Here is a 17,596-nt window from a genome sequence, read left to right as displayed (position 1 = left end):
GCGGTGAGGGGCGTTAGGCGGCGCTGTAGCGCTTGCGGTAGGCGGCGAAGGCGTCGCTGCGATAGACCGCGTCGACCTCGTCCATGGAGAGCGACGTCTCGTCGGTGTCGATCGAGACGCTGTAGCGCTGGGTTCCGTGATCCTCGACGGCGCAGCAGATCGCCTCGGCCAGCGTCTCGAACCGCTTGTGCGCGACGCCGCCGCGCGGGCTGACGCGGCGTGCCGACTTCGCCCAGAAGAAATCGGCAGGCAGATCGAAATTCAGGGAAGACATGTGTCAGCTCCGTTGGTTGGACGCCGCGCACGCCCACCGGACGCTGCGTCTGTCTTTACATAGGGCGGCCGGCGGCGATGGCCTGCGAAAAGCCGCCGTTCAGCCGCGGTTCAGGCGCGCCGGCCCATGGTCGCTCCATGATCACCAACCGGACCAGGACATTCGGGGCCGCGGCCCGCCCACCGGCGCAATGCCTGCCCAGCGAAGCGGACCGGCCTGGCGGGGCGACGCCGGGCGAGGCGCGCGACCTGGCCGTGGGCACCGCGGCGCTGCTGTCGGCCGACGGGCCGATGACCCGGGCCGCACGCCGGCTGCGGCAGGCGGAAGCCGGCTGGCTGGCCGAGGCGCTGCGCCACGAGGGCGGCGCCTGAGCGCTGTCCTGCGGTCCCGGTCTGCCCGGGGGTGAGGCGGTCGCACGGGCAGGCGCCGGGCAGAAACCTCGTCGCGTTCATTCTTCGCTTACCAAACCGGCCTACCGTCCGGCTGTCCGCTCGAGTTTCGCGGAAAGACGAAAGGCCATCGCATGGTATCGCGTATTCGCGAATGGCGCTTCGCTGCGCTCGCCGTCGCCTGTATCGCGGCGGCGAGCCTTTCCTCGCAGCCAGCCGCCGGCCAGTCCGGCTTCGCGCCGCCCGTTCCGCCCGGTGAGATTCCGCAGGGAGGGGGCATGGTCTGGGGTGGCCGCGTGCCCGCGCCGGGCGAAGGCTACACGCCGAGCGTCATCGGGCAGGGCGCGGCGCAGCCGGCCCCCGCCGCGACACCCGAGCCCTTCGTCCCGAGCCAGCCCGCCAGTCCGCCGGCCGCCGCGACCGGCGACGATTCCCTCTACCGCGATCTTCTCGGCCGCAGCCCCAGCGCGGCCTCGGTGCAGCCGGCACCGGTCCAGCCCATGGTGCAGCAGCCGCAGGCCAGTCCGCCGCCGCTGGGCGCGCCGGTCAGCGTGGCGCGCGAGAGCACCGCCTACGCCGAGCCGGCCGGCGACCCCTGGAGCGGGCTGAAGGCGGTGACGCCCGGCGCTGCCCCGCCGCGGCCGGCACCGGCGCCGCAGGTGGTGCCGCAGCGCAGCGTGGTCGCGTCGCTGGGCGAGGCGACCACGCTGGCGCCGCAGGCTGCGGTTCCTGGCCGCGGCGCCCTGGAGAACCAGACGCCGAGCGGCTACCGCGTGCTGCCGCGCGCCGAAGCCATGTGCCGCGCGGCGCTGCGCAAGATGGGCGTGAGCTTCGTCGACATCGATCCGGTCGGTTCGGGAAAATCCTGCGGCATAGCCCATCCGGTGAAGATCACCGCCATCGCCGAGGGCGTCGCCATGAAGCCGGCCGCGACGATGAACTGCGCGGCCGCCGCGCGCATATCGCAATGGGTCGAGGACGAGGTGAAGTCGGCGGCACGTTGGAAATTGTGGAAGCGGCCGACGGCGGTGCTGAACGCCTCCTCCTATCGCTGCTCGCGCATCGCCGGCTCGCGCTCGGTGTCCGAGCACGCGTCGGGCAATGCGCTGGACGTGCGCGGCTTCGCCTTTTCCGACGGCTCGGTGGTCGACGTGGAGAAGAAGGGCTTCTTCTCCTTCCGCGAGAAGAGCTTCCAGAAGGCCGTCCGCCACTCCGCCTGCCGCTATTTCGGCACGGTGCTGGGGCCGGGCTACAACTACGCCCATCGCGACCATCTGCATCTGGACGCCAAGAACCGCCGCCGCGTCGTCTGCAAATAGGTGGGTGGCGTCAGTTCCGGTCGTGGCCCGAACGGCGCTTTTCCCGGGCCTCGTAGATCGTCCTGGCGAGTTCGCCGAGCGAGCCCAGGAACATGCCGGTGGAGCCGATGACGAACATCCAGACGGCGAGGGTGTACCAGGCCTCGAAGGCCTTGAAGAACAGCACCGAGCCGATGACGAAGAGGAGATTGCCGCTCAGGCCGATGCCAAGATGGATGTAGCCGAAATCGCGGACGAGGGTTTGCAGCATGCGGGCACCTTCGGGTGTCGTGGGCGGCGGGGCAATCAGGGACAGGGCGGCGCGCCGGTGGCGCCATGGTCGCGGAACGCCATAACGGCGCAGGCCCGCGCATGGCAACCGGGCCGCGGCGCTTGCCGTGGGCTCTGTCAGCTGCAAAAGGCCGGTCCGGCCGTCTCAGCGATGCTAACAGGCGGATGCGCGTCGCCACGGCCCCACTGCCTCCGAGCGCCCGCGCCCGAGGGAGATCCGATGACCGCCACGTTCACCGCCGTCACCTATGTCGCGGCCGCGATCGCCGAGATCGCCGGCTGCTTTGCCATGTGGTCCTGGCTGCGGTCGGGCGCCTCCAGCCTGTGGCTGGTGCCCGGCGTGGCGAGCCTGATGCTTTTCGCCTACCTCCTGACGCTGGTGCCGGTGGAGGCGGCGGGCCGGGCCTATGCGGTCTATGGCGGCGTCTATATCGCCGCGTCGCTCGGCTGGCTGTGGCTGGTGGAGGGCAGCCGGCCCGACCGCTGGGACCTCTTCGGCGCCGGCCTGTGCCTGGTTGGGGCGGCGGTCATCCTGTGGGCGCCGCGCGGCGCCTGAGCGCTTCGGATCAGTCGTCCAGCGTCTCGCTGGGCACGGCGGTCGGCCGGCCCTCGTCGTCGATCGCCACCATGACGAAGGAGGCCTCGGTGACCTTGGTGCGCTCGTGCTGGGCCCGGCCCTTGGCCCAGGCCTCGATGGACAGGGTGATCGAGGAGCGGCCGACCTTCTCGATGTTGGAATAGACGCAGAGCGTGTCGCCGATCTTCACCGGCTTCTTGAAGGTCAGAGCGTTGACCGCGATGGTGGCGACGCGGCCGCGGGCCCGCTCGGCGGCGCGGATGCCGGCCGCCAGATCCATCTGCGACATCACCCAGCCGCCGAAGATGTCGCCATTGGCATTGGCGTCGGCGGGCATCGCCGGCAGCCGGATCGTCAGTTCGCCCCGGGGTTCTTCGTCGTTCTCGTCCATCGCGCGTCTCCTGTCCGTGCCCGATTCTCATAGCAGACGCGACGGGACTTGGCAGTCCGCCCGAGGCGATGTCGGATGGGGCGGAGCTACGGCCGGCAGGGCGGGCCGGGCTCTGCGTCGGACGCTTCCTCCTGCGCGAGGCTGCCGTCGGGGTGGCGGATCATCACCAGCATGCGGCCGCGATAGCGGAAGACCAGGCGGTGGCGGCCGGCATCCGCGCCGATGCCGCGCTCGACGGTGCCGCGGACGTGGCCCCGGCGCAGTTCGGCCCGGAAGAAGGCGACCGGCAGGCCGAGGGCCGCGGCGATCGCGGCGCTGTCGACCTCGACGTCTTCGGCGTGATCCTGTGCGGGATGATCGGCCATGTCAGGCGCGCGCCGCCACGCGCGGCGCATTGCCCGGTTCGGCCAGTGGAAACAGCGCCAGTATGTCGATCTCCCGCCTGGGCAGGTCGGCGAAGCTGTAGCGGTCGAGGACGGCGAGGAAGGCGGTCACCGCCTCGGCCAGGACGCCGCTCATGCCGCAGGCCGGCTGGATGATGCAGCGTCCGCAATCGGCCAGGTCGAAACTGTCCTCGGTCGCCCGTACTAGCTCGCCGACCGAGATTTCGCCGGCCGGCCGGGCCAGCCGGATGCCGCCCGAACGACCGCGCAGGGTGGCGACGTAGCCGGCCTTGCCGAGCTCGTGGACGACCTTCGACAGGTGATTGCGGGAAATGCCGTACGCCTCGGAGATCTCGGTGATCGACGACAGGCCGTCGGGCCGCGCGGCGAGGAAGATGACGACGCGCAGGGCATAGTCCGTGTAGCGGGTCAGTCGCATTTCATTCTCCCTCTTCCGATGTGCGGATAAAACATATATCAGAAATACATGTTTATCCAGCGGGCCAGTTCGCCCGCGTGTCGAGAGGTGAGGCATGGCAGGCGAACGCGACGCGATGCCGATCGTGAGCGAGGACGAATTGCGCGCCCTGGTCGACGATTTCTACGACCATGTGCGCGCCGATGCGGTGCTGGGGCCGGTGTTCGAGCGGGCCGTCTCTGACTGGCCGGCGCATCTGGAGCGCCTGACCGCCTTCTGGTCGTCGGTGATGCTCACTTCCGGCCGCTACAAGGGCAATCCCTTCGCCGTGCATCATCGCCATCGCGGCGAGATCGACCTGCAGATGTTCGACCGCTGGCTGGGCCTGTGGCGGGAAACGACGAGCCGCCGGTTCTCCGCCGAGACGGCGGCGGTCTTCCACATGAAGGCAGAACGGATCGCCGACAGCCTGAAGTCCGGCCTGTTCTTCCGGCCCGAACTGGCCGATCTGCGCCCGGCACACCCGGTCCGCACCTGACTTCGGTGAAGGTGCTGCGACCGTCGTCCGACGAGGTGCGTCAGCTTGCGGGAGTCTGCGACCGGCGTTCCATGGCGCCGTCGTCGTCGTTGCGAAAATTGATGTCACGCCAGTGCCAGCCGTCGCTCTCAATCAGCGACAGCAGGAGGCGGCGGTCGACCGATCCGGCCTGACCGGCGGCGATCCGCTTCAGCTCGTGGGCCGGGGCCGGCGGCGCGACGACGTGGCTGTGCGGGCGGGGCGGCTCGTCCTCGGCCAGCCGGATATGGCCCGATTGCAGCGACCACAGGAACGAGCTGATCGCCGACTGGCAGCGCATCATGGCGAGGCTGTCGGGCTGCTTGTCGGCGGGCACGGTGGCGGCGATGCTGTCGATCGCCTCGCTGAGGGCGGCGAGCCGGAGCGGCAGCGCCGCGGCGGCCTGGGGCGAATGGAAGTAATGCAGCGCCGGATAGGCCAGATGCTGCTGGCCGAGGGTGACGATGTCCGGCGACAGCGTGTCGAGGATGCTGCCCAGCCGCGCGTAGCTGCCGCACTGCGCGCAGCGCGTCAGGATGCCGTCGGGCGTGCTGCCCAGGCCATGGATGAGGATCGCCAGCTGCCGCTTGGCGACCGCCGCCGAGATAACCGGCACGAGATAGGTGACCGACAGGGTGAGGGCGAGGAGGCCGTTGGCGGCGCACAGGGTGGTGAGCATCTGCCACAGGGCGCCCGTGGGCTGGTAGTCGCCGAGCCCCAGCGTCGCCAGCGTGTAGCCGGTGAAATACAGCATCTCCTGCGCATCGGCCGGCACCCTGGTCTGGGCGTTGAGGATGCCGTCGCCGCTCCCGAGGAAGACCAACCACCAGCCGAGCCAGAGTCCGAGGAACCAGATCAGCGCGGCGCCGGCCAGGATGAGCGGGCCGAACAGGGTGAGAAGCCTGTGCCGGCGCTCCTCGCCGCCAGTGATCGCCAGGGCCAGGCGCCAGCCCCATTGCATCGACCGGGCGGTGAGGGGGCCGGCGCCCTGGGCGGTCAGCGTCGTCAGCCCGAGTTCGACGATGGTCCAGGCGACGATTGCCGCGCCGAGGAGCGAGAGGAGTGCCATGGCGACCTTCTGGATGTAGCCGCCACCGGGCAGGCGGCGGGAACGGGGACGCAGCCGCAACGCGGCAACCTGCGATCCGATCCCGCAAGCGTGACGGGCGGGGATGGAGCGGCCAGGGCCAGGTCCCGTCGCGGCACCGATGCAAGGCTGCCTTGCATTCGAAAGGGTGCCACGCCGCGCGGGGGCGGCCTATCTGTTGCATTGCAACATCGATCCCCAGCAGGAGACCCGCCATGACCCGCCACGAGACCGCGTCCCGTCCCCGCCGCTTCCACCACCGCATCGCCGGTTTCTTCGTCGGCGCCGTGGCGGTCATCGAGGACGCGCACCGCATGCGCGAGGAGTACCGCCGCACCCATCGCCACACGATCGACTAGGCCGCCGCCGGGCTCAGCCTGTCGGGCGGATAGCCGCGTCCCGTTACGCCCGCCCGGCGCCGGCCTGCCGTCCCCAGCGCCGCCGCATCGGCACCAGCTCGACCGCCAGCATGGCCGCGAAGATCAGCGCGCAGCCGACAAGGCCGATGGCCGCGATCCGCTCGCCCAGGAAGAGCGCGCCGAACAGGGCCGCGAAGAGGGCTTCGGAGGACAGGAAGATCGCCGCCTGTGCCGCCGTCGTGTAGCGCTGGGCGACGATCTGCAGGGTGAAGGCGAGCCCCGTCGACAGGACGCCGCCATAGAGGATCTCCGGCCAGACCTGCCAGAGGGCCGCCAGTGTCGGCGCCTCGAGGACGAGCGTGCCGATCGCGGCGAGGCCGGCCGTGACGGAGAACTGTACGAAGGACAGGGTGTAGGGCCGCCCGCTGGGGCCCGCATACATCCCGACGAAGACGATCTGCAGCGCCCAGAACAGGGCGCAGACGATCATCAGCAGATCCCCGCCATTGAGTGCCGTTAGGCTGCCGCCGCCCAGAAGCGCGATGCCGGCAAGCGCCGTCAGGGCGGCCGGCCACACGACCCAGTGCGGCCGGTTGCGCAGCAGCACCAGGCCGAGGATCGGCGTCAGCACCACATAGAGCCCGGTCAGGAAGCCGGCATTGGTCACCGTCGTGGTGACGATGCCGATCTGCTGGGTGATGGCGCCCAGGAACAGGAGCGTGCCGACCGCCACGAAGCCGAGGCGCGTGGCCGCCGGCACGGGGGCCGCGGCGGCGCGTCGCTCGGCGATGGCGAAGGGCGCGAGGGTCAGCGCAGCGATGGCGAACTTGGCAGCCGTGAAGGTCCACGGGCCGACCGCGTCCATGGCCGTCGACTGGGCGACGAAACCCATGCCCCAGACGGCACCGGCAAGAAGCAGCAGGCAATTGGCGCGAAGGCGGGTCATCGGCAGGCCATCCGGTGCAGGAACCGGCCGTGGCTAGCCGAGGCCGCGAACGGGTGCAAGGCGGGGCGAGGGCCGTGGCGTCCTGGCGGACGGACGGCGCACCAGGGCCGACGCCGGGGTCCAGCGTCCGGACGGTCCGGTCAGCGCGCCATCCGGGCGAGGCCGCCGGCCCAGCGGGCCAGGCGCTTGCGGTTGGAGCCGAAATCGCCCTTGCCGAGGAGCGAGCGCGAATAGGCCAGGAGGAGGGTGCCGCCGTCCGGCGCGGGCGTGGCCTTGACGTCGACCGTGTCGGGAAAGCGCAGGCGCCGCGTGCGCACGACATAGCGGCGATAGGTGGAACTCGTCCGGTCGTCGACGCGCTCGGCGCTGGCATCGTCCGCGAGCATCGCGTCGAGCCGGCGCATCACGGTATCGGGGCCGTCGGCATAGACCGGCAGCGTGACGTCGACCTTGGCCGTCGTGGCGCCGGGGGATGCGGCGAGGCTGTCGTTGGGGACCGTGCGACGGGTCAGGTGGGCGAAGTCGACGGGGCCCTGATCGGCGGGCCCGGCCAGCCGCGACCAGAGTGCTTCGAGGGGATGGGCCATCATGCGCCTTTCGGGATGTCGCGGCAGGATCTGCGGCGGGGGTCGTTCACGCCTGCCTGATGGATACGGAACGATCGCGTCCGGGCAGCCGTTGCGGGGGACGACGAGACCCTGGATGCCGATCGCATCCGGAGCCACGCAACCGAAAGGATACGTCCCATGCTTCGCATCGCCGCCCTCGCTCTTGCATCTTCCGCGCTGCTCGCCTTTCCCGCAATGGCCCAGGATTCCACGCCGATGCCGACGGACAAGCCGGCCAACGCGCCCTCGGACGGCATGAAATCCGGCATGCAGAACAACATGGAGCCGGTCACCGTCGAGATGAAGAGCGCCGATGGCGGCTCTGCCGGCACGGTGACGGTGACGCCGACGCCGCACGGCCTGCTGCTGAAGGCCGACCTGACCAACATTGCCGATGGCGAGCATGGCTTCCACGTGCACGAGACCGGTGTCTGCGAAGGCGACTTCACCTCGGCCGGCGGGCACTACAACCCGACCGACAAGGACCACGGCTACATGGCAGAGGGCGGCTATCATGCCGGCGACATGCCGAACTTCACGGCGACCAACGGCGCGGCCACGTTCGAGACCCTCGCGCCGGCGCTGACGCTGACCGGCGGCGACGCGCCGCTGAACGACGCCGACGGCTCGGCGATCATGGTCCATGGCGGCGCCGACGATTACACCTCGCAGCCTTCGGGCGATGCCGGCGAACGTGTCGCCTGCGGCGTCGTCTATTCGGCGCAGTAGTCTTCAGAAGCGGCCGCGCGGCATCCGAGCGGCGCGGGCCCGCCCGGGCTCAGGCGCCGGGCAGCCAGTCGCGGGGGCGGTATCCGTCGAGGGCCGTCACCCGCGCCAGCCAGCCACGAATGCCGGCGAAGGCGGCAAGGTCGAAGCCGCCTTCGTCCGCCACATGGGTGTAGGCATAGAGTGCGATGTCGGCGAGGCTCGGCGCGTCGCCGACCAGCCAGTCATGGCCCGCCAGCCGTTCCTCCATCACCTCCAGCGCACTGTTGCCGCCGCGGAGCGTCGACGCGAGGCGCTCGGGCGTCGCGACATCGGCCATCTCCGGGTAGCAGAGCAGCGAGCGACGGACCGCGACATTGGGCTCGTGGCTGTATTGCTCGAAGAACATCCAGGCGAGCATCCGCGCGCGCTCGAAGGCATCGTCAGGGACGAACCGGGTGCCTTCGCCGAGATGACAGAGGATGGCGTTGGATTCGGGCAGGAACCGGCCGTCCCCGGTTTCCAGCAGCGGTATCTTGCCGATCGGGGTCTTCTGCCGGAACGCCTTGGACGCCGTGCCGCCGTCCCGCCAGCTGACCTCCGCGTGGCGGAAGGGGCGGCCGAGCAGCGCCATCAGGAGCCGCGGCTTGTAGCAATTGCCGGAATCGGCCATGCCGTGGATGGTGATCATGGATCCTCCGAGCGTCGCGTGGCGCCAGGATCGGCGAGGCCGGCCGGCGGCGCCAATTCATTCTGCTGACGCCAGCCATTGCGGCCCGTGATCGACGGACGCCGAGCGCCGGATCTCCGGGGTTTCCAGCCCACAGGCGAGCAGGGGCAAGCCGCAAAACGGCGCGAGGGTGACCCGCCGCCCGCCTTGCACCGCGTCGGGACTGGGCCTAGGGTTCGCGCGCCATTTTGGCCCCGCAAGGGCCCCCCCAAGCAGAACCGGAGTATCACAGCCATGGCATTTCTTGCCGCCGCCCTCGACCGCGTCAAGCCGTCCGCGACCATTGCCGTCACCCAGAAGGCGCGCGAGCTGAAAGCCCAGGGGCGCGACGTCATCGGCCTGGGCGCCGGCGAGCCGGATTTCGACACGCCCGACAACATCAAGCAGGCGGCAATCGACGCGATCAACCGCGGCGAGACCAAGTACACGCCGGTGTCGGGCATTCCCGAGCTGCGCCAGGCGATCGCCGCCAAGTTCAAGCGCGAGAACGGCCTCGACTACAAGCCGGAGCAGACCATCGTCGGCACCGGCGGCAAGCAGATCCTGTTCAACGCCTTCATGGCGACGATGAATCCCGGCGACGAGGTGATCATCCCGGCGCCCTACTGGGTCAGCTATCCGGAAATGGTGTCGATCTGCGGCGGCACGCCGGTCTTCGTGCCGGCCGGCATCGAGACGAATTTCAAGCTGACGCCCGAGGCGCTGGAGCAGGCGATCACGCCCAAGACCAAGTGGTTCCTGTTCAACTCGCCCTCCAACCCGTCGGGCGCCGCCTATACGCGCGACGAGCTGAAGGCGCTGACCGACGTGCTGATGCGCCACGAGCATGTGTGGGTGCTGACCGACGACATGTACGAGCACCTGGTCTATGGCGACTTCACCTTCACGACGCCCGCCCAGGTCGAGCCGGCGCTCTACGAGCGCACGCTGACGATGAACGGCGTGTCGAAGGCCTATGCCATGACCGGCTGGCGCATCGGCTATGCCGGCGGCCCGGTGCATCTGATCAAGGCCATGGACATGATCCAGGGCCAGCAGACCTCGGGTGCCTGCTCGATCTCGCAATGGGCTGCGGTCGAGGCGCTGAACGGTCCGCAGGACTTCATCGACACCAACCGGGCGATCTTCCAGGGCCGGCGCGACCTCGTCGTGTCGATGCTGAACCAGGCGAGCGGCATCGACTGCCCGACGCCGGAAGGCGCCTTCTACGTCTATCCGTCGTGCCAGGACCTGATCGGGCGCAAGACGGAGGCGGGCACGGTCATCGACAGCGACGCGACCTTCGTCTCCGAACTGCTGCAGGCGGAGGGCGTCGCGGTGGTGCACGGCTCGGCCTTCGGCCTCGGCCCGAACTTCCGCATCTCCTATGCCACCTCCGAGGCGCTGCTCGAGGAGGCCTGCAAGCGGATCCAGCGCTTCTGCGCCAGCCTCAGGGCCTGAGGGCTCTCACGAGAAGACGATCGCAGTGGCGGCTTCCCCCGGGGAGTCGCCTTTTTTCATGGGCGCGGCGAGTGGAGCGCGGGCAAGAAAAAAGCCGGGTTCGCGAGAACCCGGCTGAATTAGGAAGGGTATTCGAAAAACCCTTGGGAGGAAACAGCCAGTGCCGGGCGGCGGGAGGAGGTGCCGTCGGCGGCTGACTGCTGACGAACATATCTGTTCGCAGGCGCAAAACCATGACCAATTCGGTATGCGAGCCCTGCGTCAGGTGCATGGCTTTTCGGAAACCCCCTGCGCCTGCGTCATAGCGAAAACAGATCGGCCGATAGGAAATGGCGATCGTGCACCGGGCAGCCATTAACCCTTGCGCAGCTTTCGGCGGCGCGCGCCTACCCCCCAACATGCGATAGCCCTAATGTCCGGTTAACTGCATGGCGCGGGATGTCCGCACCGACGAATGTCTGAAGGGCAGTGGGCCGATGAGCGCATCGCAATCCTACACGCTGCGCGGGCAACTGACCCGCCTCGACACGACGACCCGCATCACGCTGGCCGTCCTGGCCCTGGCCAGCGGCGTCTATACCTATCTGGGCGTGCGCGAACTGCTCGACGGCACGGCCACGACGGTGTTCCTCGGCGCCATCGTCTATTCCTCCGCCGTCTCCGTCGCGATCTACGCCTTCTGGTCCTATCTGATGCGCTTTATGCCGCATGTGCGCCAGCCCGGCAGCCGGCGCTTGCTCTATGTGGCGATGGGCCTCGGCGCGGCGATGATCATCGCCATGTCGTCCTGGCTGAACGCGGCGGCGCTGGCCGGCGCGGCGGCGCTGGAGCAGCACCTGGCCGTCACCACCGAGGAGTATCAGGGGAAGCTGAACGAGGCGCACGAGAACGCGCTGGCGGCCCAGAGCCTACTGCCCGACATCCAGCTCGCCTCGCAGCGCTTTGCCGGGCTCTCCGACCAGGAGGCGCGGTCGGGCGTTCTGACCGGCACGTCCGGATCGGGCACCGTGGTCCAGCTGCTGCGCCAGATGTCGAACCAGCTCACCGGGCTGCAGGGCGAGATCATCGCCTCGCGCGAAGAGGTCGATACGCTGTTCGACGAGGGCGGCGAGCGACTGTCGGCGATGCGCCAGCTGGTGTCCTCGCAGGGGCCGATCGCCGACCGGGCCAACAGCTATGCCGAACAGGCCGTCGCCCTGTCCGGGCTGATCACCGCACTGGAGCAGACCTCGGTGGCGCCGACGGTGCGTCGCGCGGCGGAAGATCTCGGCCGCACCTTCATCGCTCCCATCGCCGACGGCGCCGACGACGATCTGCGCAACCGCCAGAGCGAGGTGGTCGGACGGGTCGAGACGGCGGTGCAGGCCCAGAGCCAGGCGCTGGCGGCGGCCGCCGACGAGATCCTTGCCCGGCCGGTCGTCGTGCCGGTGCGCTTCACGCCGCTGTCCTCGCCCGAGGCGGTGATCCGCTATGCGCGCGACTTCCTGCCGTCCTGGGCCGGGGCGATCTCCATCGACCTCCTGCCGGCCGTGCTGATCTTCATCCTGTGCATCGTGCAGGACGTGATCCGCCGCGAGGATGGCGAGGAAATGGAGACCGGCGACATGAGCGCGGCCGAGCTGATGCGGGCCATCCGCATCCAGAAGAAGCTGCGCACGGCGGAAGTCGACAACGTGATGGTGCCGGCAGTGGCCACAGCCGAACCGCCGCCGCCGGGCCCCCGGGCTGAGCCCGACGACATCGTCCAGGCCAACACGGTCGGCGGGCCGACGCCGTTCCCCAAGACGGTGGTGCGCTAGACCGCGATGATCGGCGAGGAGACATCACCGGGGCGGGTGGAACGGCTGATCCGGGCCATTCCGGAGGGCGCCGTCCTGCGCGGCGTCTTCGTCGCGCTGCTGGTCGTTGCCGCCTCGATCGCGTTCCTGGACTATCGCCAGCTGGCCGAGGCCAATGCCGACCGCGACCGGATCAGCCGCACCGAGCCGATGCCGCTGGCCCGCCCCGAACCGGGTGATCAGGTGCGCCCCTATCTGCCGCGCACCATTCCCGTGGCGCCCGACCGCGGCGTGCCGCAGCTGCCGGGCTGGGACGGGCCGGTGGACGGCGAGGCGATGGCCGAGCGGATGCGGTTCGTGGCCGGGACCGACGGGGCGATCACGGCGATCGGCCGGATCGAGATCGGCACGGCGAACGACTTCCGCGACTTCCTGGAGACGCCCGAGGCCGCTGGTGCCCGCACGCTGGTCCTGCATTCGCCGGGCGGCGCCGTCGACGACGCGATCGTCATGGCGCGCACCATCCGCGACAAGCGCCTGTCGACCATGGTCCCGGCCGATGGCTATTGCGCCTCGGCCTGCCCGCTGGTCATGGCCGGCGGGCTGACCCGCAAGGCGGGGCCCGATGCCTGGGTCGGGGTGCACCAGGTCTATGCACTGCCGCTGGGCAATCTCGCGCGCGACGTCGACCGCTCGATCGCCGGGGTGCAGGAAACCATCGCCCGGTGCCAGCAGCTGCTCGTGGCGATGGGGGTCGATCCGGCGGTCTGGATCAAGGCGATGCAGACGCCGGCCGACAGCCTCTATGTCCTGACGCGGGACGAGATGGTGGCGTTTCGCATGATCCGGCCGTTTCCCGACGATGCGAGCTTCATCGGCCCGCCGGCACCGGCCGCGCCGAAGGTGATGTCCGTCGCCGAGGAGGCGGCCGATCCCGCCGCCGCGGGGCCGGACGCGATCTAGGCGCGTCGGCCGGGCTCACTCCAGCAGCTTGACGAGGCGCAGGACGATCAGCGTCAGCGTGATGGCGATCAATGCCAGCACGTATTCGCCGAGCCCGCAGGCCAGGCCGAGCGCCCCCGCCAGCCAGAGCGAGGCGCCGGTCGTCAGCCCCTTCACCCGGCCGCGGGCCTGGATGATGGCACCGGCGGCCAGGAAGGCGATGCCGCTGGTGACCGCCTCGACGATGCGGATCGGGTCGGCGCGGGTCGTGTCGGAATCGAAGCGGTCGATCAGCACGATCATCAGCAGCGTGAAGACGCAGGCGCCGATCGACACCAGCATGTGGGTGCGCAGCCCGGCGGCATGATCGCTGCGTTCCCGCTCGTAGCCGACGGCGCCGCCGAGAAGGGCCGCGGCGATGAGGCGGACCGTTTGCCGCAGCACGTCCTGGACGTCCGGCAGGTTCAAGAGATCGGTCATGGCCATCTCCGGGTCGGGTGCGGTGGACGGGCGGCGAAGCGGGGAGCCTGCCTGCCGGGACCCGTGCAGGGCAATGGCCGCCGCGTCGGAAACCTAGGAAGCCCGCCGGTTCTACGGCGCGCGCGGCGCAGCCGCACCGGGCGGCACAATCCGGTCGAGCCATGCGAGCAGCCCGGCCATGGCCGCCTCGCGATAGGCCGGCACTTCCTTCAGCGTCTCGTGCCGTGCGCCATCGACGATCTGGAGGGTCACGTCCCTGACGCCGGCCAGGCGCAGCCGCCCGGCCAGGATGGTCACGGCCTCGCCCTGGCGGGTGGCGGGATCGGCGGTGCCGCCCAGGAGATGGACGGGCAGCCCGGCCGGCAGCATCGCCAGCCCGGCCTCGGACCCGCCCTGGAAGATCAGCGCCAGCACGTCCTCCATCATCGACAGGGTGGGCGAGAAGACGCAGAGCGGGTCGGCGATATAGGCGTCGATTTCGGCCGGATCGTGGGACAGCCAGTCCTGCATGGTGCGGCGGGGCGTGATCGCGCGGCCCCAGGCGTCGAAGGTGGCGCGCTGCAGGATGCCGCTCGGCACGTCCGAGCCCTTCAGCGCCTTTTCGACCTTGAGGGCGATGCGTCCGACGCGCTCCTCGAGCCCTGTGGTGAAATCGGCGTTCCAGACGGCGACCCCGGCGAGATCGCGGCCATGGCGCTCGGCATAGTTCAGCGCGATGAGGCCGCCCATGGAATGGCCGAAGACCGTCACGGGCAGGCCCGGATGCCGGGCGATCGCCTCCAGATGGACGGCGCGGCAATCGGCCAGCACCTTCTCGGCGCCGCCCCGGCGGGCAAAGCGGCGCAGCGGCGCATCCGCCGCCGTGGTCGAGCCGTGGCCGCGATGGTCGTGGGCCAGGACATGGAAGCCGCGCGCGGCGAGCGCGTCGGCAAGGGGGCCATAGCGCCCGGAATGTTCCGCGAGCCCATGATGGACGAGGACGATGCCACGCGCGGCGCCCTGGGCGCGGCGGTGGCGGACATGCAGCGCGGCGCCGGTCCTGGTGTCGAGTGTCGTTTCGCCGTCGAACATGCCTGTCTCCTGGTCCCGCAGGCCGGAACGATAGCCGGATTCGGCCCGAGGCGAACAGCGGTGCGCGGCGCGATGTCGTTGCCTGCCGATGGGCCTGTGACCTGCGATCCCGTCTCGTGCCTTCCGTCCGCCGTTGTTGGGGCCTATCGCAAGGGTCATGACCCGCCTGATCCTCGCCGCCCTCCTTCTGACCATCGCAGCGCCGGCCGGCGCCCAGATCCCCATGACCGGGCGCTTCGTTGCCGAAGCGCGCTGTCCGGCGCTGGCCTCGCTGGTCGACCCCGCCAATCCGGGAACCGTCGCGACGGAGCCCGGCGCGGCCTACGCGCTCTTGGCGCGCAATGGCGAGCCGACGACGCATTATCTCCTGCAGATCCCGGGCGCGGAGCCGGCGCGCCGCTGGGTGGCCGTGGGCTGCGGGCGGATCGAGGCGGCGGACGCGACCGCCGCTTCCTGACCGGTGCCGGCGGCCGCCGCCGGATCCTGCCGACCGACCCGCTTGGCCGGGTGCCGCGGCCTGTGCGATCATCGGGCCGCTCGGGGGCGCAGGGAGGGTGGCCGATGGGGTGGTTCAGACGGGACGGCATGATCGCGGCGGGCCTGGCCCTCTTCATGGGGCTGCCCGGCGCGGCGGCGCAGGAGCCGCTGGACGGCTTCGTCATCGCCCGCAAGGCCTGCGACGCGACGCCCTCCATCCGCAATGCCGCGAGCGAGGGCGGAACGCAGCTGACAATCGACCGGGCCTATCGGCTGATCGGCGAGAACCGGCGCGGTGGCGGCCACTTCCAGATCGAGATGCCGGGAGCCGAACCGGCCCGGCGCTGGATCGCCAAGGATTGCGGCCTCTGGGTGCAGCCCGTCGACCCGGCCGACGACGGCACCGCGCCGGCCTGCCCGGAGACGGCCGACGGGACGGCCCATCGCGACCTGCTGCTGGCGATCAGCTGGCAGCCCGGCTTCTGCGAGACCCGGCCCGGCAAGCGGGAATGCCGGTCCCAGACCGAGGACCGCTTCGATGCCGACCATCTCACCCTGCACGGCCTGTGGCCGCAGCCGCGCGGCACCGACTATTGCGGCGTCGCCGCACAGGACCGCCGCACTGACGAGGCGGGCCGCTGGTCCAACCTTGCGCCGCTGTCGCTCACGCCGGACACAAGGGCCGCGCTCGACGAAGCGATGCCGGGCACCCGCTCGGCGCTCGATCGCCACGAATGGCTGCGGCACGGCACCTGCTACCGCGCCGGTGTCGAGGAATATTTCGCCGATTCGCTTCTCGTGCTGGCCGCCATCAACGCCTCGCCGGTGCGCGACCTGTTTGCCGGCTCCATCGGGGGCGAGGTGACGCAGGCGGCGGTGCGCGGCGCGTTCGACACCGCTTTCGGGGAAGGGGCAGGCGACAGGGTGCGGATCGCCTGCGCCAATGACGACGGGCGCCGCATCGTCACGCAACTAACCATCGGCCTCGTCGGCGAGATCGCGCCCGACGCCGATATCGGTGCGCTGATCCGCGCCGCCCCGCCCACCGACGGCGGCTGCCCGGCCGGCATCGTCGACGCGGTCGGCCTGCAATAGGCGTGCGCACCGGCGGCGTCCTGCCCTTCCTTGACCGCGCCGTAGAACTCGGTGTCGGTGACGAAGGGATAGAGGGTCGAGACGGAAATCCCGGCTTCCGCCAACTCGACCCGTGCCACGTCCGACAGCATGTTCAGGGCCGTTTTCGAGCTGGTATAGGCCGCAGCGCCGGGCAGGATGCCGAAGGTCGCGCCGGAACTGATGTTGACGACGGCCCCGTGCCCCTCCGGCGCATCTGCGGGATCACCGTCTGCATCATCGCCAGGGGCGCGACGGTGTTGAGATCGAGAAGTTCGCGATAGTCCGCGATGTCGATCGTCTCGATCGGCGCATAGAAGCCCCGTCCGGCATTGTTCACGAGGGCGTCGATCCGGCCGAACGTGTCCACGATCGTCCAGAATGAGTAGATCGGGCAAGATTGCGATGGCATCGGGCACGGGGGGCTGCGCCCGCCTGCCATATCCCGTCTCGGGCATCGTCATGCCACCGGACCGGCTGCTTCCGGCCGTGCGAGACGTGATCACCGAAGAAGGCTGTTCCCATCGTTCAGGGAGAGAAGCGCCTTCTGATCGGGACCGAAATCCTGCACTATCGAAGCGGCGACACCTATGCCGCGGCGGTCGATCTGCCGATGCGGGTCGAGATCCTCCTATGTACGCCTGCGCGCCCCTATCTGGCCGTGGCGCTGAGACCCGATCCGGCGCTGATCGTCGATCTGTTGAGGCAGTCGGAGGCGGGAGCAGACCCGTGCGGCGGCCGCGCTTTTGCCGTCCACGCGGCCGACGGGGAGTTGCTGGATGCCTATCGGCGCCTCCTGTGCCTGCTGGACAGGCCGGACGAACTCGCGGTCAGGGGCCCGCTGATCCAACGGGAGATCCTGTTTCGACTGTTGCGCGGGCCGCAGGCGCCGTGCTGCGCAGGATCGCAGCCGGAAGCGGCCAGGAAGCCGGCATCGGGTCGGCCATCGCGCTGATCCGGGCACGATATGCCGGGACGATCCGCGCGTCCGAGCTGGCCCGGGTGTCAAGGATGAGCGTTGCGAGCTTCTACCGTCGCTTCAAGGCGGAAACGGACATGTCGTCCCTTCGCTACCGGACCACGATCCGGCTCTACGAAACCCGCCGCAGACTGCTCGCCTCGCCCGGCAACGTCGCGGCAGTGGCGTACGCGCTCGGCTACGAGAGCGCCTCGCAATTCTCCCAGGAATATGCCCGGGTCTTCGGCCACCCACCCATGCGCGATGCCCCCCGCATTCGGGCGAGCATGGCGGCAGCATAGCGCGGGAAGCCGGCGTGTGCCGG

The 17,596-nt window shown here is 70.0% G+C and carries 24 protein-coding genes and 1 pseudogene; 13 read left to right on the top strand and 12 right to left on the bottom strand.

The annotated features are described in order from the left end of the window. Nucleotides 1-13 precede the first annotated feature (13 nt). Nucleotides 14-274: a hypothetical protein gene (locus VQ042_RS06760; protein WP_331816862.1), complete on the bottom strand. Its 261-nt coding sequence runs from the start codon at nucleotides 272-274 to the stop codon at nucleotides 14-16. 137 nt (nucleotides 275-411) lie between these two features. Here VQ042_RS06760 and VQ042_RS06755 point away from each other — a divergent pair, with 137 nt between their 5' ends. Next, entirely contained in the window at nucleotides 412-645 is a 234-nt protein-coding gene (locus tag VQ042_RS06755; protein ID WP_331816860.1) for a hypothetical protein, read from the top strand. A 152-nt stretch (nucleotides 646-797) separates the two neighbouring features. Then, nucleotides 798-1,982 carry an extensin-like domain-containing protein gene (locus VQ042_RS06750; RefSeq protein WP_331816858.1) on the top strand — a complete coding sequence of 395 codons (1,185 nt, stop codon included), beginning with the start codon at nucleotides 798-800 and terminating at the stop codon, nucleotides 1,980-1,982. A gap of 10 nt (nucleotides 1,983-1,992) precedes the next feature. On the opposite strand, the gene VQ042_RS06745 is transcribed toward VQ042_RS06750, so the two are convergent. Further along, nucleotides 1,993-2,232 carry a YrhK family protein gene (locus VQ042_RS06745; RefSeq protein ID WP_331816856.1) on the bottom strand — a complete coding sequence of 80 codons (240 nt, stop codon included), beginning with the start codon at nucleotides 2,230-2,232 and terminating at the stop codon, nucleotides 1,993-1,995. 240 nt (nucleotides 2,233-2,472) lie between these two features. Between VQ042_RS06745 and VQ042_RS06740 the strand changes: the two genes are divergently transcribed. Beyond that, complete coding sequence (locus VQ042_RS06740) at nucleotides 2,473-2,808, top strand: YnfA family protein (RefSeq protein WP_331816854.1); 336 nt, start codon at nucleotides 2,473-2,475, stop codon at nucleotides 2,806-2,808. Nucleotides 2,809-2,818: 10 nt separating this feature from the next. Here the strand turns inward: VQ042_RS06740 and VQ042_RS06735 are convergent, their stop codons facing one another. From VQ042_RS06735 to VQ042_RS06725, 3 genes are all read right to left on the bottom strand, one after another. Next, a complete protein-coding gene (locus tag VQ042_RS06735; RefSeq protein ID WP_331816852.1) occupies nucleotides 2,819-3,220 on the bottom strand; it encodes an acyl-CoA thioesterase in 402 nt (133 codons plus the stop codon). An 86-nt stretch (nucleotides 3,221-3,306) separates the two neighbouring features. After that, nucleotides 3,307-3,585 carry a DUF6522 family protein gene (locus VQ042_RS06730; protein WP_331816850.1) on the bottom strand — a complete coding sequence of 93 codons (279 nt, stop codon included), beginning with the start codon at nucleotides 3,583-3,585 and terminating at the stop codon, nucleotides 3,307-3,309. 1 nt (nucleotide 3,586) lies between these two features. Next, entirely contained in the window at nucleotides 3,587-4,042 is a 456-nt protein-coding gene (locus VQ042_RS06725) for an Rrf2 family transcriptional regulator (RefSeq protein ID WP_331816848.1), read from the bottom strand. Nucleotides 4,043-4,136: 94 nt separating this feature from the next. Here VQ042_RS06725 and VQ042_RS06720 point away from each other — a divergent pair, with 94 nt between their 5' ends. Continuing rightward, nucleotides 4,137-4,559, top strand: a complete 423-nt coding sequence (locus VQ042_RS06720) for a group III truncated hemoglobin (RefSeq protein WP_331816846.1) — start codon at nucleotides 4,137-4,139, stop codon at nucleotides 4,557-4,559. 40 nt (nucleotides 4,560-4,599) lie between these two features. Here the strand turns inward: VQ042_RS06720 and VQ042_RS06715 are convergent, their stop codons facing one another. Beyond that, nucleotides 4,600-5,646 (bottom strand): potassium channel family protein, encoded by a 1,047-nt coding sequence (locus VQ042_RS06715; protein ID WP_331816839.1) that lies wholly within the window; start codon nucleotides 5,644-5,646, stop codon nucleotides 4,600-4,602. A 233-nt stretch (nucleotides 5,647-5,879) separates the two neighbouring features. Between VQ042_RS06715 and VQ042_RS06710 the strand changes: the two genes are divergently transcribed. Continuing rightward, nucleotides 5,880-6,023 carry a hypothetical protein gene (locus VQ042_RS06710; RefSeq protein WP_331816837.1) on the top strand — a complete coding sequence of 48 codons (144 nt, stop codon included), beginning with the start codon at nucleotides 5,880-5,882 and terminating at the stop codon, nucleotides 6,021-6,023. A 43-nt stretch (nucleotides 6,024-6,066) separates the two neighbouring features. Here VQ042_RS06710 and VQ042_RS06705 read toward each other — a convergent pair whose 3' ends face one another. Then, the gene (locus VQ042_RS06705) at nucleotides 6,067-6,969 is read right to left on the bottom strand and encodes a DMT family transporter (RefSeq protein ID WP_331816835.1); all 903 of its coding nucleotides are present in this window, start codon (nucleotides 6,967-6,969) and stop codon (nucleotides 6,067-6,069) included. A gap of 140 nt (nucleotides 6,970-7,109) precedes the next feature. Next, a complete protein-coding gene (locus tag VQ042_RS06700; RefSeq protein ID WP_331816833.1) occupies nucleotides 7,110-7,559 on the bottom strand; it encodes a DUF1499 domain-containing protein in 450 nt (149 codons plus the stop codon). Between the two features lie 156 nt (nucleotides 7,560-7,715). Between VQ042_RS06700 and VQ042_RS06695 the strand changes: the two genes are divergently transcribed. Further along, nucleotides 7,716-8,306, top strand: coding sequence for a superoxide dismutase family protein (locus tag VQ042_RS06695; protein WP_331816831.1), 591 nt, complete (start codon nucleotides 7,716-7,718; stop codon nucleotides 8,304-8,306). 49 nt (nucleotides 8,307-8,355) lie between these two features. Here the strand turns inward: VQ042_RS06695 and VQ042_RS06690 are convergent, their stop codons facing one another. Continuing rightward, complete coding sequence (locus VQ042_RS06690; RefSeq protein ID WP_331816829.1) at nucleotides 8,356-8,973, bottom strand: glutathione S-transferase family protein; 618 nt, start codon at nucleotides 8,971-8,973, stop codon at nucleotides 8,356-8,358. Between the two features lie 273 nt (nucleotides 8,974-9,246). Between VQ042_RS06690 and VQ042_RS06685 the strand changes: the two genes are divergently transcribed. The 3 genes from VQ042_RS06685 to VQ042_RS06675 all read left to right on the top strand — a co-directional run bounded on the left by VQ042_RS06685 (nucleotide 9,247) and on the right by VQ042_RS06675 (nucleotide 13,193). Then, a complete protein-coding gene (locus VQ042_RS06685; RefSeq protein ID WP_331816827.1) occupies nucleotides 9,247-10,452 on the top strand; it encodes a pyridoxal phosphate-dependent aminotransferase in 1,206 nt (401 codons plus the stop codon). Between the two features lie 476 nt (nucleotides 10,453-10,928). Beyond that, nucleotides 10,929-12,251 (top strand): hypothetical protein, encoded by a 1,323-nt coding sequence (locus VQ042_RS06680; RefSeq protein ID WP_331816990.1) that lies wholly within the window; start codon nucleotides 10,929-10,931, stop codon nucleotides 12,249-12,251. Between the two features lie 6 nt (nucleotides 12,252-12,257). Further along, on the top strand, nucleotides 12,258-13,193 hold the full coding sequence (locus tag VQ042_RS06675; RefSeq protein WP_331816825.1) for a hypothetical protein: 936 nt from the start codon (nucleotides 12,258-12,260) through the stop codon (nucleotides 13,191-13,193). Between the two features lie 15 nt (nucleotides 13,194-13,208). Here VQ042_RS06675 and VQ042_RS06670 read toward each other — a convergent pair whose 3' ends face one another. After that, entirely contained in the window at nucleotides 13,209-13,652 is a 444-nt protein-coding gene (locus VQ042_RS06670; RefSeq protein ID WP_331816823.1) for an MgtC/SapB family protein, read from the bottom strand. 111 nt (nucleotides 13,653-13,763) lie between these two features. Continuing rightward, entirely contained in the window at nucleotides 13,764-14,723 is a 960-nt protein-coding gene (locus VQ042_RS06665; RefSeq protein ID WP_331816821.1) for an alpha/beta hydrolase, read from the bottom strand. 157 nt (nucleotides 14,724-14,880) lie between these two features. Here VQ042_RS06665 and VQ042_RS06660 point away from each other — a divergent pair, with 157 nt between their 5' ends. Both VQ042_RS06660 and VQ042_RS06655 read left to right on the top strand, forming a co-directional pair. Continuing rightward, nucleotides 14,881-15,180, top strand: coding sequence for a hypothetical protein (locus VQ042_RS06660; RefSeq protein WP_331816819.1), 300 nt, complete (start codon nucleotides 14,881-14,883; stop codon nucleotides 15,178-15,180). Between the two features lie 104 nt (nucleotides 15,181-15,284). Then, a complete protein-coding gene (locus VQ042_RS06655; RefSeq protein WP_331816817.1) occupies nucleotides 15,285-16,295 on the top strand; it encodes a ribonuclease T2 family protein in 1,011 nt (336 codons plus the stop codon). A gap of 86 nt (nucleotides 16,296-16,381) precedes the next feature. On the opposite strand, the pseudogene VQ042_RS06650 reads toward VQ042_RS06655, so the two are convergent. Beyond that, nucleotides 16,382-16,725, bottom strand: a pseudogene (locus VQ042_RS06650) (SDR family NAD(P)-dependent oxidoreductase); the annotation flags it as partial. A 111-nt stretch (nucleotides 16,726-16,836) separates the two neighbouring features. Here VQ042_RS06650 and VQ042_RS06645 point away from each other — a divergent pair. Together VQ042_RS06645 and VQ042_RS06640 are read left to right on the top strand one after the other, a co-directional pair. After that, on the top strand, nucleotides 16,837-17,268 hold the full coding sequence (locus VQ042_RS06645; protein ID WP_331816988.1) for an AraC family transcriptional regulator: 432 nt from the start codon (nucleotides 16,837-16,839) through the stop codon (nucleotides 17,266-17,268). Further along, on the top strand, nucleotides 17,205-17,573 hold the full coding sequence (locus VQ042_RS06640; protein WP_331816815.1) for an AraC family transcriptional regulator: 369 nt from the start codon (nucleotides 17,205-17,207) through the stop codon (nucleotides 17,571-17,573). The genes VQ042_RS06645 and VQ042_RS06640 overlap by 64 nt, the downstream gene beginning before the upstream one ends. Nucleotides 17,574-17,596: the final 23 nt, after the last annotated feature.

Source organism: Aurantimonas sp. A2-1-M11, from assembly GCF_036549475.1.
In the GTDB taxonomy this organism is placed as follows: domain Bacteria; phylum Pseudomonadota; class Alphaproteobacteria; order Rhizobiales; family Rhizobiaceae; genus Aurantimonas.
Note: the sequence above shows the minus strand (reverse complement) of the source record. Positions and strands in the feature narration are given on the sequence as shown.

Bases quoted from the DNA above. Each gene is read 5' to 3' on its own strand.
- VQ042_RS06760 (WP_331816862.1), bottom strand. From the start codon at position 274: ATGTCTTCCCTGAATTTCGATCTGCCTGCCGATTTCTTCTGGGCGAAG.
- VQ042_RS06755 (WP_331816860.1), top strand. From the start codon at position 412: ATGATCACCAACCGGACCAGGACATTCGGGGCCGCGGCCCGCCCACCG.
- VQ042_RS06750 (WP_331816858.1), top strand. From the start codon at position 798: ATGGTATCGCGTATTCGCGAATGGCGCTTCGCTGCGCTCGCCGTCGCC.
- VQ042_RS06745 (WP_331816856.1), bottom strand. From the start codon at position 2,232: ATGCTGCAAACCCTCGTCCGCGATTTCGGCTACATCCATCTTGGCATC.
- VQ042_RS06740 (WP_331816854.1), top strand. From the start codon at position 2,473: ATGACCGCCACGTTCACCGCCGTCACCTATGTCGCGGCCGCGATCGCC.
- VQ042_RS06735 (WP_331816852.1), bottom strand. From the start codon at position 3,220: ATGGACGAGAACGACGAAGAACCCCGGGGCGAACTGACGATCCGGCTG.
- VQ042_RS06730 (WP_331816850.1), bottom strand. From the start codon at position 3,585: ATGGCCGATCATCCCGCACAGGATCACGCCGAAGACGTCGAGGTCGAC.
- VQ042_RS06725 (WP_331816848.1), bottom strand. From the start codon at position 4,042: ATGCGACTGACCCGCTACACGGACTATGCCCTGCGCGTCGTCATCTTC.
- VQ042_RS06720 (WP_331816846.1), top strand. From the start codon at position 4,137: ATGGCAGGCGAACGCGACGCGATGCCGATCGTGAGCGAGGACGAATTG.
- VQ042_RS06715 (WP_331816839.1), bottom strand. From the start codon at position 5,646: ATGGCACTCCTCTCGCTCCTCGGCGCGGCAATCGTCGCCTGGACCATC.
- VQ042_RS06710 (WP_331816837.1), top strand. From the start codon at position 5,880: ATGACCCGCCACGAGACCGCGTCCCGTCCCCGCCGCTTCCACCACCGC.
- VQ042_RS06705 (WP_331816835.1), bottom strand. From the start codon at position 6,969: ATGACCCGCCTTCGCGCCAATTGCCTGCTGCTTCTTGCCGGTGCCGTC.
- VQ042_RS06700 (WP_331816833.1), bottom strand. From the start codon at position 7,559: ATGATGGCCCATCCCCTCGAAGCACTCTGGTCGCGGCTGGCCGGGCCC.
- VQ042_RS06695 (WP_331816831.1), top strand. From the start codon at position 7,716: ATGCTTCGCATCGCCGCCCTCGCTCTTGCATCTTCCGCGCTGCTCGCC.
- VQ042_RS06690 (WP_331816829.1), bottom strand. From the start codon at position 8,973: ATGATCACCATCCACGGCATGGCCGATTCCGGCAATTGCTACAAGCCG.
- VQ042_RS06685 (WP_331816827.1), top strand. From the start codon at position 9,247: ATGGCATTTCTTGCCGCCGCCCTCGACCGCGTCAAGCCGTCCGCGACC.
- VQ042_RS06680 (WP_331816990.1), top strand. From the start codon at position 10,929: ATGAGCGCATCGCAATCCTACACGCTGCGCGGGCAACTGACCCGCCTC.
- VQ042_RS06675 (WP_331816825.1), top strand. From the start codon at position 12,258: ATGATCGGCGAGGAGACATCACCGGGGCGGGTGGAACGGCTGATCCGG.
- VQ042_RS06670 (WP_331816823.1), bottom strand. From the start codon at position 13,652: ATGACCGATCTCTTGAACCTGCCGGACGTCCAGGACGTGCTGCGGCAA.
- VQ042_RS06665 (WP_331816821.1), bottom strand. From the start codon at position 14,723: ATGTTCGACGGCGAAACGACACTCGACACCAGGACCGGCGCCGCGCTG.
- VQ042_RS06660 (WP_331816819.1), top strand. From the start codon at position 14,881: ATGACCCGCCTGATCCTCGCCGCCCTCCTTCTGACCATCGCAGCGCCG.
- VQ042_RS06655 (WP_331816817.1), top strand. From the start codon at position 15,285: ATGGGGTGGTTCAGACGGGACGGCATGATCGCGGCGGGCCTGGCCCTC.